At 35.4% G+C, this 15,512-nt stretch carries 7 protein-coding genes; 6 read left to right on the plus strand and 1 reads right to left on the minus strand.

What is annotated here, in order from left to right:
• Window position 1: 1 nt before the first annotated feature.
• On the minus strand, window positions 2–700 hold the full coding sequence (locus L0669_RS13945) for a LytR/AlgR family response regulator transcription factor (protein WP_055097960.1): 699 nt from the start codon (window positions 698–700) through the stop codon (window positions 2–4).
• Between the two features lie 177 nt (window positions 701–877).
• On the opposite strand from L0669_RS13945, the gene rpsF reads away from it, so the two are divergent.
• The 6 genes from rpsF (at window position 878) to L0669_RS13975 (ending at window position 15,510) form a co-directional block, all read left to right on the plus strand.
• Window positions 878–1,219 (plus strand): 30S ribosomal protein S6, encoded by a 342-nt coding sequence (rpsF, locus tag L0669_RS13950; protein WP_007810575.1) that lies wholly within the window; start codon window positions 878–880, stop codon window positions 1,217–1,219.
• Between the two features lie 5 nt (window positions 1,220–1,224).
• Window positions 1,225–1,521 carry a 30S ribosomal protein S18 gene (rpsR, locus tag L0669_RS13955; RefSeq protein WP_002987043.1) on the plus strand — a complete coding sequence of 99 codons (297 nt, stop codon included), beginning with the start codon at window positions 1,225–1,227 and terminating at the stop codon, window positions 1,519–1,521.
• A 67-nt stretch (window positions 1,522–1,588) separates the two neighbouring features.
• Window positions 1,589–2,029 carry a 50S ribosomal protein L9 gene (gene rplI / locus L0669_RS13960; protein ID WP_173972883.1) on the plus strand — a complete coding sequence of 147 codons (441 nt, stop codon included), beginning with the start codon at window positions 1,589–1,591 and terminating at the stop codon, window positions 2,027–2,029.
• Between the two features lie 136 nt (window positions 2,030–2,165).
• Entirely contained in the window at window positions 2,166–2,639 is a 474-nt protein-coding gene (locus L0669_RS13965; RefSeq protein WP_263758301.1) for a DUF6495 family protein, read from the plus strand.
• Between the two features lie 1,252 nt (window positions 2,640–3,891).
• Complete coding sequence (locus L0669_RS13970) at window positions 3,892–14,532, plus strand: Ig-like domain-containing protein (RefSeq protein WP_263758302.1); 10,641 nt, start codon at window positions 3,892–3,894, stop codon at window positions 14,530–14,532.
• A gap of 45 nt (window positions 14,533–14,577) precedes the next feature.
• Window positions 14,578–15,510, plus strand: a complete 933-nt coding sequence (locus L0669_RS13975) for a PorP/SprF family type IX secretion system membrane protein (protein ID WP_263758303.1) — start codon at window positions 14,578–14,580, stop codon at window positions 15,508–15,510.
• Window positions 15,511–15,512 lie beyond the last annotated feature (2 nt).

The raw sequence follows: 15,512 nt of genomic DNA on the forward strand, positions 1-15,512 counted from the left end.
ATTATGACGACGTTGATAATGCTTTGACTAAATCTTCTTTTTTATTTCGGCTCAGCGGAATTTTGGTAATACCAATTTCAGCAAATTTACTGTTAAAGCGTTCTACCTTGTCGATATTGATAATATAAGATTTGTGTACACGGATAAATTTTTCTTTTGATAAGTCATTTTCAAAAGATTTCATTGTAGAAAGTACCAGGTTACTGTCATCTTCGGTAACCACCCTTACATAATCTCCGAAAGCTTCAATCCATTTGATTTTTGCTGTGAAAATTTTAAGTTTTTTAAGGTTACTCTTGATGAAGATATGTTCGCCTTCTTCTTCTTTTACATCTTTTTTAAGCAAATGCATATCTATTGCTCTCTTTACAGAGGCATTAAAACGGTCTACGGCGATAGGTTTTTGCAAATAATCGGTAGCATCATAATCAAAAGCTTTTAAAGCATACTCTGCTTTAGAAGTAATAAAAATAATTTGGGGCTTAGATTTTAGCCCGTCAAGAAAATCAAACCCATTAATAACAGGCATTTCGATATCTAGAAATATTAAGTCGATATTATTTAGAGAAATACAGCTTTTTGCTTCTATTGCATTAGAAAAGTCCCCGATTAAGTGCAAACCTGGGTGATTATTAACTAATTTTGCAATAATGGTCCTTTGTATAGAACTATCATCTACAACAACACAGTTTAGTTTCATAACATTAAGATTTAGAATAAATTCAGGATAGCAGTAGTAAATGTATTATTTTTTTGTAAAAAAAACTAAAAACAGCCCGCATTTTTTACATTACAACGAATAAAAGTAAAAAAGTGTTGTATATATAAATTAAATGGTTACTTTTGCACCCAATTTTAACAAATAAATATTGTATTTATGAATCATTATGAAACTGTTTTCATTTTAAATCCCGTTTTATCTGAGGTTCAGGTGAAGGAAACAGTAACGAAATTTGAAGAATTTCTTACTAGTAGAGGAGCTGAAATGGTATCGAAAGAGGATTGGGGTCTGAAAAAAATGGCTTACGAAATCCAAAACAAAAAAAGTGGTTTTTACCATTTATTCGAATTCAAAGTAGCTGGAGAAGTTCTAATTGCTTTTGAAACTGAATTTAGACGTGACGAAAGAGTTATGCGTTTCTTAACTGTAAGTTTAGACAAACATGCTATTTCATGGGCGGAAAGAAGAAGAGCTAAATTAAAATCTACTAAAGCGTAATTATTATGTCTACAATCGAACAATCTGCAAAAGGAAAAAAAGACGGAGATATCAGATATTTAACGCCTTTAAACATTGAAACTAACAAAACTAAAAAGTATTGCCGTTTCAAAAAATCAGGAATCAAATATATTGATTATAAAGATGCTGATTTCTTATTGAAATTCGTTAATGAGCAAGGAAAAATTCTTCCTCGTCGTTTAACTGGAACTTCATTAAAATACCAAAGAAAAGTTTCTGTAGCTGTAAAAAGAGCTCGTCACTTAGCTTTAATGCCATACGTGGCCGATTTATTAAAATAATATTAAAAACAAAGTTGTTGGTTTCCGGTAAGATGGAACCTAACTTCTCAAACATAAGGACAACAACATGGAACTTATTTTAAAACAAGACGTACAGAATCTAGGATTTAAAGATGATGTAGTTACTGTAAAAGCGGGTTACGGACGTAACTTTTTAATTCCTCAAGGTTTTGCTGCTTTAGCAACTCCTTCTGCTAAAAAAGTTTTGGCTGAAAACCTAAAACAAAGAGCGCACAAAGAAGCTAAAGTTGTTGCTGATGCAAAAGCATTAGCTGAAACTTTAAAAGCTCTTGAAATTAAACTTACTGCAAAAGCTGGTGGAGAGAAACTTTTTGGTTCTATCACAAACATCGACATTGCTGAAGCTTTAGAAAAATCTGGTAACGCTATTGATAGAAAATTCATCACTAGTGGTATCGTAAAACGTACTGGAAAATATGCAGCTAGCATCCGTTTACACAGAGATGTTATTGTTGAATTACCATACGAAATTATCGCTGAAAAGTAATAGTTTTATATACTATATAAAAATCCCGATGCGAATCGGGATTTTTTTGTTTAAAGAAATAAGAACTGACTTAAAAGTTATTTGCCATAAGCATTTGCTTGCGGCTTATAGCGTAAGATATAAAGCCTAATTTGAAATGAAATACGCAAGACTAACAAAAGAGCAATTTGATGAATTGCATGCAGAATTCGCTAATTTTTTAGCTACACAAACCATTGATAAAGCAGAGTGGGATTCTATTAAAATAAATAAGCCAGAAGTGGCAGAACAAGAACTGGATGTTTTCTCTGATTTAATTTGGGAAGGTGTTTTATCGAGAGCCGAATATTTAGAGCATTTCTCCAGAAACCATATCTTTTTGTTTAAGTGTTTTGAAAAAGATGTACAATCTATCGTTTTAAAATCATTAGTTCCTGAAACTGATTTTCTGACTAAAGATGGTTTACAATGGTTAAGCGATAATATGTTTACAGAGAACATAGAAATGAAGGTGGGTAAAAAAGTATTTACCGAAGATCGTAATGTCTCTATTTTTGAACTAATTCAGCAAGGTGCATTTTTAAGTGACGGACAATTATTTACTCAAATCAATACTATTATTGAATCGTAATTTTTGTTGTATTATATTATAGAAAGGGTAAATGATTGATGTTAAATTATTTACCTTTTTTTTAGTTTTTTAACTTTTGTTTAAACTTTTTTATTTTTTTTACCCCGTATTTCTACTTCTTTTTTTTGAATAGTGTAAACAATCTCTTTTTTTAAAATAAATTGTAGGTTTTGCTTTTCAAATAAACTTTTTTCACTGCATTTTAATCGATTACGAGTCTTTAAAAGTAATCTTAAACTTACTTTTTAAAGTTTTAACACAAATTGATTCCGCTTTTTTGTGATATTTATAACAGTCGTTTTTATGTTAAAGACGTAGGTTTTTCTGATGTTTTGATAGTTTTTTATGATTCAGATCTTTTTTAAATTTAAAAAAATAAGAATTTTATACTTGTTTTACATTTTTGTTTTTTCTAATTTTAGAATACAAAAGTTAAACAAAGTAGTTTTCAGTACTTTTTTAAAGACATAAAAAGAACATGATTTTTTATTGTTGTTTTAAATAGAAGAAAACAAGCTCCATTGATACTTTTTTTAAATTGAAATTCAAGATTTAAATAATAACTTAATTAGTTCGCTTATGGAAATGACATCTACTTTCTTTATTTGGTTTGCATTAATTATTCCTATTATTTTGACTTTGTTTTTTATCTGTACCAGAATTAATCGATTCATCTTTAAATTCGATTTTCGGGTAAGTGCAAACTTTTTTCAACAATTTTATAATTATAGTTGGTTTTTATTTTCAAAGCCCGATCGGTGGTTTTGTTAATGAAGACTTTTTCTGTGTTTAAATATTTTTAAATTCAGCAAACGTTTTTTATTAAACATAATGATTCAATTTTTAGAATTAATTCTAAATCAACAAAATTTACAGATTGCCTAATCAACTTTCTATAAATATTGAGTCATACTATATATTAAGAATTCCCCCAGTTCTATTCAACTTAAATTTTCTTTTATGAAAATTAATCCTGCAACAAATCACTCCGCATGGAAGATTGATTCAGATCAATATTCCTCAAAATTTTCAAGACCTTTTTTATTCTACAGGAATAAAAACTGCTCTTTAGTATACTTTGTTATACGCAATACGACATGATTTTTTTACTGAAATGCAGTTTACATTCTTAGTATACTACGAATTTAAATTTCATTTTAATTAGTTGATTTTTAACGTTTTTTGAAATTGCCTAAGCATACGTGCTTATCGCAAGAGGTATTTTATTGTCCATTTTCTAATCTTCCAAATTATGAAAAAAACTTTTACTTTTTATGATCTCATCGTTCAGAGGAGATTATTAGCCGTATGGCTTTTATTGTTTTTATTGCTTATGAGTAATAAAAACTTTGCTCAAACGTTTTGTCGACCAACGGGAAGCTCTACAAGTATTGGTGGAGTCTGTTTAGGTACTACCGGAGTTACTAACGCAACTTTGGCATACGATTCCAGTTTAAGTACTTATGCAACAATAACAAACTCATTAGGAGTAGGTTGTTTTGCTGAAGAAACGGTAACCTTTAATCAAACTGCAAAGGCAGGAGATCAAATTGTATTGTATTACGGTAACGGTAGTGCCGTAATAAGTGCCGGAGTCCTTGCAAATTCGACTATCCAACCGTTTTTATCTAATGTTTCTGCAGGAAGTGCGGTTCCTTTGAGCGGATTAGTAAATCTTCAATTATTAGATAATGGAGAGAATATTAATGTCGTAAAGTATACTTTGACATCAGATGCAAATCAGATAAAAATTCAAACAGGGGGACTTGTTAGTTTACTGATTAATTTAAGAATTTATGATGTGCGTTTGCAATTTGCAAAACCTACGATTGCCAATGGAGAAACACAATCAGTGTGTTTCGGACAATCAGTAGCACTTTCTGCTACAGCTGCAGCTGGTACTACAGTTGCGTGGTATGATTCTCCAACTGCTACTACACCACTTTCGAATGTAGGAACTTATACTACGCCAGCACTAACCGCTAGCACAACTTATTATGTAAGTACCTCAAGAAACGGTGTTTGCGAAAGTGATCAGCGATTACCTGTAACTATTAATGTCGTTCAGCCTATAGCGCCTGTTATTAGTGCCACCGGAACGACTATTTGTTCTGCTGGAGCCACTCAGGCAACTACTTTATCGGTTATAAATCCGGTGTTAGGAACAACTTATTCCTGGTACAATGTTGCAACGGGAGGTGTTGCTTTGACTACTGGAACTACCTATACGCCAACTGTGCCTACGGGTATTTCTACTTATTATGTTGAAGCATCAATTGGTACATGTAAATCGACTCGTACTCAGGTAAATGTTACTTCAACTCCGGTTCCTGCGCTTGCAACGATATTAACACAAGGTGTATCGATTCTTGCTGGTCAGAATGCAACTTTAAGTGCTTCAACAGCTGAGCCGGGTGTTGGTTTAGATTGGTATGATACTCCAACAGGAGGAACAAAATTACTAGCTAATTCTACTACTTTTACAACTCCAATTTTAACAGCGACTAAAATCTATTATGTAGAATCAGTTAACCTTACAGGTGGTTGTGTCAGTACAACCAGAGTACCTGTAACGGTAACGGTTCAGCCAGCTGCTTTAGGCGGATGTCGTGAAGCCAGCAGTCAGGTTACTACACAAGTTGGTATATGTTTATTGTGTAGTTCAACTAATTTAAATAATTCTGTAGACGGTAATCCTGCAACAGCAGCGAGTTTAACTATTCCGATTGGTGTTGTTGCATCATTACAACAGACATTACAATTTACTAATCCTGGAAAAGCGGGAGATATCGTTGATGTAGAATTGGCACTGCCAGGCGGTATTGCCGATCTTTCTTTGTTAGGAGCCGTAAGCTTAGCAACTTACAACGGAGCAACCTATAATAATGATAGAATAGCGATAACAAATCCATTAATTTCACTTCAATTACTATCAGGTAATCGCTTTAGAGCAAGTGTTGTTGCAGGTGCGAATTTTGATCGTGTAGAAATTCGATTAGGAGCAGTCGCTAATCTTTTAACGACCGTAGATATTTATCAGGCGACTTACAGATATAAAGCACCAGTTATTTCTGGAAATACTACAATTTGCAGCGGACAAACTGCAACTTTAAATGCTAATCTGGCTTTAGGTGAAACTATCAGATGGTATGATGCTTTAACTGGCGGAAATTTATTAAACAGTACAGCTTCGTTTACAACACTGCCTTTAACTGCTAATACAACTTATTATGTTGAATTGACTCGCAATGGCTGTGTCAATGGTGAAAGAAATCCTGTTACAGTTACGGTAAATAATCCAGTGGCACCAACAGCAATTTCTACTGTTCCAACTAATTTATGCAGTGGAGAAACTACAACGATAACCATTCAATCCCCAGTTGCAGGTACAACGTATAATTGGTACGATGCTGCTACAGGAGGAACATTGGTATTTACAGGAACTTCTTTTGTAACCCCAAGTTTGACTGTTCCAACTACTTATCATATTGAAGCGGTAATTGGAACTTGTTTAAGTGCTCGTACACCAGTTAATGTAAATGTTAACCCTAGACCAGCACCTCCGGTTCCTGTATCTTCGAATGTTATTATTCAGTCAGGTCAGAATGTACAGTTGTCTGTTGTAAGTGATCCGGGAGTTTCCTATTTATGGTACGATGCTCCAACAGGAGGAACTCTTTTGCAAGGTTCTGGCAGTAATACTTATACACCAAATCCGGTTTTAACTGCAAATAAAACATTTTATGTTGAAGCTGTAAATGGTTTATCAGATTGTAAAAGTATTTCAAGAGCTGCGATTAATGTAATGGTAACCAATACAGTTAGTACTTGTTTACAGCCAAGCACACAAGCAATAACTGTTGACCCTGGTTTATTATGTGTTTTATGTAATGGAATTAACGGACCTAACGCTGTTGACGCAAACCCAAATAATTTTGCTTCTTTGACTATAACTGCGGGAGTACTTAATTCATACATTCAACAAGAACTAAAATTTCTAACACCTGGTCAGGCGGGAGATATTATTGATGTCGAATTAGAATTACCTGGAGGTCTTGCTGATCTGTCATTGTTAGGATCTGTAAGTATAGGAACTTCTAATGGAGGGGTCGAAAATCTTCTGAGACTTGCAGTAAACAATAGTCTATTGAATTTGCAAGTATTATCAGGAAATAGATTTAAAGTTAGTTTCAAAACAAATGCTGCATTTGATCAAGTTGACATTAGATTAGGTGCATTAGTTGGTTTGTTAACTACTTTAAACGTTTATGGAGCTTCTTATAGATTTCCTAATGCTACAATAACGGGAGCAACAGCGCCAATTTGTGCAGGACAAACGGCAACATTAGCAGCTTCTTCTACAGGAACAGAAACTTTTACATGGTATGATGCTCCTACAGGTGGAAATATTGTGGCAGTCAGCCCAACACTTCCATTAACTGCTACTACAATTTATTATTTAGAAGCAACCCGAGGCGGAACTTGTATTAATAGTGTTCGTCAGCCTGTTACGGTTAATGTATTATCTATTCCAACAGCTGCGGATATTACAATTGCAAGTCCTTTAACTGCGTCTTGTGCAGGAGGAATTGTATTAGCTCCAACATCTGCTTTAGCGGGAGCAACATTTAAATATTACACAGATCAAAATAAAACACAAGAAATTACTACGGGTACTACAGCGGGAGTAACTTATGTAAAAGATCCTACAACAGGAGCGCTTACAATAAGTGGTCTTACTGCTTTAAATGCACCTTATACTTATTATTTATCTGTTTCTAATGGAGGAATTTGCGAAAACGTAAATGAAACATTAAAAGAAGTGGTTGTAAACTATCCTGCGGGTGCAGCTTTAACTGTTGCAAATCCTTATTCAGCTTGTGGTAAAGCAAACTTAAAAGATGCTATTACAAATTTAGATACATCAGGAGATACTACTTACACTTTCTTCGATGCATCTAATAATATAATAACAGATGCTGTTGCCGCTAATATTACCGCAACCGGTAATTATTTTATTCAGGCTCAAAAAGTGGGTGTTGCTTGCCCATCTGTAAAACTACCTGTAGTAGTAAATGTAAACCCATTACCAACCTTAACAGGTGTAACTAATTCAATAGCAGTTACAAAAGGTTCTTCGGTTAATTTAACTGCAACATCAAACGGAACAATTGCATGGTATGATCAACAAGGAAATTTAGTACCTTCAAGTAATTTGGTTCTTAATACTGTTGGTATTTTTACTTATACTGTAATTGCAACTCTTGGAAACTGTACTACAAGCCAAATAGTAACAATTAGCGTTATAGATCCCGCTACTTGTGATACATTATTAGAAAGAGTATATGCTAATACTGAATTAGCGGGATCAATTATTACCGGAGGTGTAACAAATAGACCTTTGGCGGTAGATAATGATCCAAGTACCTATTCAACAATAACTACAGGTTTAGGGCTTTTAGGTATTGGTACAACATGGCAAAATTTACAATGGCCAACCACTATTACTAAAGGAACTCCTGTTACAGTTAAACTAGGTTTACAAAATAGTTTACTTGCAGTGGGAGGAAGCATTTCAGTAATAGGAACTAAACGAGACGGATCTAATAATCCGATTGATATTGGAACTTTGCAATCAGTATCAGGCTCATTATTGACTTTATTGCCAGGACAAAATTCATTCGAATATACATTTGTTCCTTCAAATAATTCAGGAGTTCAGGATTATGATGGTATCAGAGTTCAACTAGGGTCTGTTTTAAGTTTAGCGCAAAATATTAATGTTTATGATGCTTACTATAAAAAACAAGTAACACAAATTGCTTGTGGTCAAGGGGATATCGAAGATATTTTCTCTGGTGCAAAAGAATTGGCAGGACTTGGAGTATTAACTGCTACTGTAGGAGTTACTAACCCATGGAATGTAGCCGATCGAGATGTTGCTACTTATGCTACAATGTTTACGGGTGTAGGAGTACTTGCAAATGCTGAATTGGCAGCAACTTTTAGAACACCATCTATGGTGGGAGATAGTTTGAGAATTACAATCTCTAAACCCGGAACTCTTTTAAGCCTTGGTGTACTTTCAGGACTTAACATTCAGCTTTATTCAGGAAATATTCCTGTTGGTCCATCAATACAAGGTGATAATGGAAGTTTGTTGACTTTAAAATTGCTTGCCGGAGATACTATGGCAATGACAATTGTTGCGCCTCAAACACAGCCATATGATAAAGTTGTGATTACTTTAGGAGGGGCTGCAAATGTTTTAGATCAACTTAGAGTGCATACTATTGATCGTGTAACCAATACGAAAGTCATTGGAGGTGATCCGGATAATAAAATTACGGTTTGTCCGGGAGCGACAATTACGCTCACGGTCCCTACAAAATCTTGTGCTGATTATGCCTGGTACGATTCGCCAACGGGAGGTAATCTTTTAACTGGCGGTCAAAGTTATACACTTCCGGCTACATTAGCAGCAGGTACTTATAAATATTATATTCAACCAATTCGTTACGGTTGTGCAGCTTTAGAAAGAGGAGAAGTAACAGTTGTTGTTAGAGCAACTACTCCTGCTGCTGCAATAGCAAACGTAACCATAAACGGAAATAATAATACCATTGTTTGTACTGAAACGGGAACAGTAACATTAGATGCCATTTTAAATGGAACACCAGTTTTAACGAACCCTGTATATTCTTGGTATAGTTTCAACGGAACAACAAGTCAGTTAATAGCTGGTGAAACTACTCCTAAATTAATAATAAACGGATTAGTTCCTGGAACTTACACTTATTATGTGGGCGTAAGTTCAGATGAATATTGTGAAACTGCGCCGGCCGATAGAAAACAAGTAACATTTACAATCTTACCAGCTTCTCTTGAATCGGATATAGAGGTAAATAATGCTTCAATTTGTCTTGGTACGCCTGCAACGTTAACGCCTACAAGCGCATTACCAGGTTCGGTTTTCTTTTGGTATTTTGATGCTAATAAAACTCAGCCAATTCTTAACGGAACAACTAGTGGTGTAACTTATGCTGTTAACAGTACAACAGGAGTTCTAACTGTTACAGGTTTAACAGTAGCATCGAGCCCTGTTTCTTATTATGTTGCTGTAACAAGCGACAATACATGTCAGAATAAAGCTGGAGAGTTGAAAGTTGCTACTGTAATAGTTAATGATCCTCCAACTCCAACTTCTACAAATAATCCTCAGAATTTCTGTTTGATCAATGCACCAACTGTTGCTAATCTTCAGGCAAATGAGGCGAATGTAGTTTGGTATCTTGCTGCTTCGGGAGGAACTGCATTAGATCCAACAACAGCTTTGGTAAATGGAACAATTTATCACGGTGCTATAAAAGATTTACTAGGTTGTGAGAGTTCAGTTCGATCAGCAATAACAGTAAATATTGCTAATCCGGCAACTCCAACCTCTATAAATAATCCTCAGAATTTCTGTTTGGCAAATGCACCAACGGTTGCTAATCTTCAGGCAAATGAGGCGAATGTAGTTTGGTATCTTGCTGCTTCAGGAGGAACTTCATTAGATCCTACAACAGCATTAATTAACGGGACAATTTACTACGGAGCTATCAAAGATGGAGCAGGTTGTGAGAGTTCAGTTAGATCACAAATAACAGCAAATGTTACTGATCCTGGAACGCCAACATTAGTAACTCCAGGTACACAAAACTTCTGTCTTGTAGATGCACCAACATTTGCAAGCGTTCAGTTTACAGTAACCAATATTGTTTGGTATACTGCCTTAACTGGCGGAACTAGTATTGCATCCACTACAGCCTTAACAAACGGTACTTATTATGCATCAATAAAAGATGCAACATCTGGATGTGAAAGTTTGACAAGATTACCAGTAACAATTAATGTAACTGATCCGGCAACTCCAACCTCTATAAATAATCCTCAGAATTTCTGTTTAGTAAATGCACCAACGGTTGCTAACCTTCAGGCAAATGAGGCGAATGTAGTTTGGTATCTTGCTGCTTCAGGAGGAACTTCATTAGATCCTACAACAGCATTAATTAACGGGTCAATTTACTACGGAGCTATCAAAGATGGAGCAGGTTGTGAGAGTTCAGTTAGATCACAAATAACAGCAAATGTTACTGATCCTGGGACGCCAACATTAGTAACTCCAGGTACACAAAACTTCTGTCTTGTAGATGCACCAACATTTGCAAGCGTTCAGTTTACAGTAACCAATATTGTTTGGTATACTGCCTTAACTGGCGGAACTAGTATTGCATCCACTACAGCCTTAACAAACGGTACTTATTATGCATCAATAAAAGATGCAACATCTGGATGTGAAAGTTTGACAAGATTACCAGTAACAATTAATATAACTGATCCGGCGACTCCAACCTCTATAAATAATCCTCAGAATTTCTGTTTGGTAAATGCACCAACGGTTGCTAACCTTCAGGCAAATGAGGCGAATGTAGTTTGGTATCTTGCTGCTTCGGGAGGAACTTCATTAGATCCTACAACAGCATTAATAAACGGAACAATTTACTACGGAGCTATCAAAGATGGAACAGGTTGTGAGAGTTCAGTTAGATCACAAATAACAGCAAATGTTACTGATCCTGGTACTCCAACATTAGTAACTCCAGGTACACAAAACTTTTGTCTGGTAGATGCACTAACATTTGCAAGCGTTCAGTTTACAGTAACTAATATTGTTTGGTATACTGCCTTAACTGGCGGAACTAGTATTGCATCCACTACAGCTTTAACAAGCGGTACTTATTATGCATCAATAAAAGATGCAACATCTGGATGTGAAAGTTTGACGAGATTACCAGTAACAATTAATGTAACTGATCCGGCGACTCCAACTTCTATAAATAATCCTCAAAATTTCTGTTTAGTAAATGCACCAACGGTTGCTAACCTTCAGGCAAATGAGGCGAATGTAGTTTGGTATCTTGCTGCTTCGGGAGGAACTTCATTGGATCCTACAACAGCATTAATAAATGGAACAATTTACTACGGAGCTATCAAAGATGGAGCAGGTTGTGAGAGTTCAATTCGTTCACAAATAACAGCAAATGTTACTGATCCTGGTACTCCAACATTAGTAACTCCAGGTACACAAAACTTTTGTCTGATAGATGCACCAACATTTGCAAGCGTTCAGTTTACAGTAACTAATATTGTTTGGTATACTGCTTTAACTGGCGGAACTAGTATTGCATCCACTACAGCTTTAACAAGCGGTACTTATTATGCATCAATAAAAGATGCAACATCTGGATGTGAAAGTTTGACGAGATTACCAGTAACAATTAATGTAACTGATCCGGCGACTCCAACTTCTATAAATAATCCTCAAAATTTCTGTTTAGTAAATGCACCAACGGTTGCTAACCTTCAGGCAAATGAGGCGAATGTAGTTTGGTATCTTGCTGCTTCGGGAGGAACTTCATTGGATCCTACAACAGCATTAATAAATGGAACAATTTACTACGGAGCTATCAAAGATGGAGCAGGTTGTGAGAGTTCAATTCGTTCACAAATAACAGCAAATGTTGCTAATCCAGCAACTCCAACATCTACAAATAATCCTCAGAATTTCTGTTTGGCAAATGCACCAACGGTTGCTAATCTTCATGCAAATGAGGCAAACGTAGTTTGGTATCTTGCTGCTTCAGGAGGAACTTCATTAGATCCTACAACAGCATTAGTAAATGGCACCATTTATTATGGAGCTATCAGAGATGGAGCAGGTTGTGAGAGTTCTGTTAGATCACAAATAACAGCAAATGTTACTGATCCTGGTACGCCAACATTAGTAACTCCAGGTACACAAAACTTCTGTCTGGTAGATTCGCCAACATTTGCAAGTGTTAAGTTTACGGTAACTAATATTGTTTGGTATACTGCATTAACTGGTGGAACTAGTATTGCATCCACTACAGCTTTAACAAGCGGAACTTATTACGCTTCAATAAAAGATGCAACATCTGGATGTGAAAGTTTGACAAGATTACCAGTAACAATTAGTGTAACTGATCCTGCTAAGCCTACAACTACACTTGCAACTCAGGTTTTCTGTTCAGAAAATAATCCAACTGTTGCCAATATTCAGGTAAACGAAACTAATGTAGTTTGGTATAGTGCAGAAAACGGCGGAACACCAATTGCCGCTACAACAGCGTTAGTAAGCGGAGATTATTTCGCAGCATTAAAAGATGCATCTACAGGTTGTGAAAGCAGCATTAGACTAAAAGTTACGGTTACTGTTGGAGGTTCAAATGTCCCTACAACAAATAACGCAGCTCAGAATTTCTGTTCAACAACAGCTCCAACATTTGCCAGCATTCAGGTAAACGAAAGTAATGTATCTTGGTTTAATGGTGCAATAGGAGGAACAGCGATTCCGTTAACAACAGCTTTGACTTCTGGTATTTATTATGGAGAAATCACAAATCCGTTAACAGGATGTAAAAGTGCAACTCGTTTGCCAGTTACAATCACTATTGTTAATCCGATGCCAACACCTACAACAACTTCATCTACTCAAAACTTCTGTTCAGTAAATGCACCAAAAGTTTCGAATATTCAGGTAAATGAATCAAATGTAATTTGGTATAGTACTGCAACCGGAGGAACAGCAATTCCTGCAACAACAGCTTTAGCAAACGGTACTTATTATGGTGTTGTAGCGAGTGGTTCAGGTTGTGAGAATCCTTTAAGATTACAGGTTATAGTAAATGTAAATACACCAGGTATTGTTACCACGCCAAGAGTAAACCAAACATTCTGTTTATCAGCAGCTCCTACAATAGAAAGTATTGTTGTAAATGAGGCAAATGTAATATGGTACACTTCAGCAAATGGCGGAACACCACTAGCGGCAAACACGCCTCTTACAGCTTCAACATATTATGCAAGTGTTCTTAACAATACTACTAATGGTTGTGAGGGTGCAACAAGATTAGGCGTAACAGTTTCTTTTGAAAATGATGCATTGGTGCCAATCACTACTACAGATGATACACCATGTGTTTTCCAGGGAGTTACTTATTCTATTGCCAACGGAAAATCAGATTATATCTGGACTATTGAAAACGGAACAATTACTTCTGGCGGAGGAAATGCTGACGGAACTGTAACAATATCATGGTCTGATATCGGACCTGGTAAAGTAAATGTTACTTACATCAATACATGTAATGAAAAAACAACTAAATCATTAAATGTAAATGTAGCTACATGTTCTGACCTAACGATAACAAATACGGTTAGCAATCCTACACCTAATTTTGGTGAGCAAATAACATTTACCGTAACGGTGAACAATGTTGGCGAGGGGAACTTTATAAATACGATAGTAAGCGAATTATTACCAAGCGGATTCGATTTAATAAGCGCTAGTACAACTGCAGGAACATATGATTTAACTACACAACTTTGGACAATTCCAACTCTAAATGCGGGACAAAGTGTTGTACTTACAATCGTTGCAGAAGTATTGTCAAGTGGTAATTATACAAACGTTGCAACTGTCGAAATTTCGACTCCTTTAGATGTTGATACATCAAATAACTCTGCATCAGTTACTGTTGTACCAGTTTGTTTAACAGTGTACAATGAATTTACTCCAAATAATGACGGAGCGAATGATCTTTTCAGAATTGATTGTATCGAATCATATCCAAACAACGAGTTGAAAGTATATAACAGATACGGTTCATTAGTATATAGTAAACAACATTATGAAAATGATTGGGACGGAACGGCCAATGTATCAGGAGTTATTAATAGAGGAGATATGCTGCCAACAGGTACTTATTTTTATGTGATAACCATTGGAGATGGAACGGTTAAAAAAGGCTGGTTATCTATAATGAGATAATCTCTGTATTAATCATCTAATTAATTAAACTTAATAAGTATCGTTATGAAACTATATATAAAATCATTAGAAACGTATTTCATCCTAATATGTTCTTTTATTACATTTTGTGCCAGTGCACAACAGGATCCGGGGTACACACAATATATGTACAATACAATGTCGGTAAATCCAGCTTATGCTGGATCTACCGGAACATTAGAAGCAACTCTTTTGGGACGTTCTCAATGGGTAGGAATTGACGGAGCTCCAGAGACCCAGTCATTTTCTATTCACTCACCGCTTAGAAACGAGAATATTGGTTTGGGATTAAGTGTCGTAAATGACAAAATTGGTCCATCAAACGAATTGTATCTGGACGGAAACTTTGCTTATTCAATTCCGTTAGGATATGATAAAAGATTAGCGTTTGGTCTTAAAGCAGGTATGAGAATGTTGAATATCGATTGGTCTAAGGGTAGATATTACAATAATAATGATGTTTTGTTAAATCAAAACATTAATAATCAAATGAAATTGGCTGTTGGAGCCGGAGTTTACTATTATACAGATAGATGGTATGTAGGATTTTCAATTCCAAGCTTTATTCAAAATGATTATTACGATGATGTTCAGGAATCTATAGATTATGATCGTTTGCATTATTATTTAATGGGAGGTTATGTTTTTGATTTGAATCCAAATTTAAAATTCAAGCCGGCATTTTTAATAAAAGCAGTAAATGGAGCGCCACTTACTGCTGATATATCAGCAAACTTTATGATTGCAGAAAAATTTGTACTCGGTGCTTCTTATCGAACAGATGATTCCGTGAGTGCTTTACTGGGTTTTCAAATATCCAGAAGTTTTTATGCCGGATATGCTTTTGATTATACTGTAAGCGATTTGACCAAATACAATGACGGTACACACGAAATTGTCTTGCGTTATCAATTTACTAAAAATCAAAGTAAAATCAAATCTCCTCGATTCTTCTAAAA

It is taken from the genome of Flavobacterium bizetiae (assembly GCF_024271895.1).
Lineage (GTDB): Bacteria > Bacteroidota > Bacteroidia > Flavobacteriales > Flavobacteriaceae > Flavobacterium > Flavobacterium bizetiae.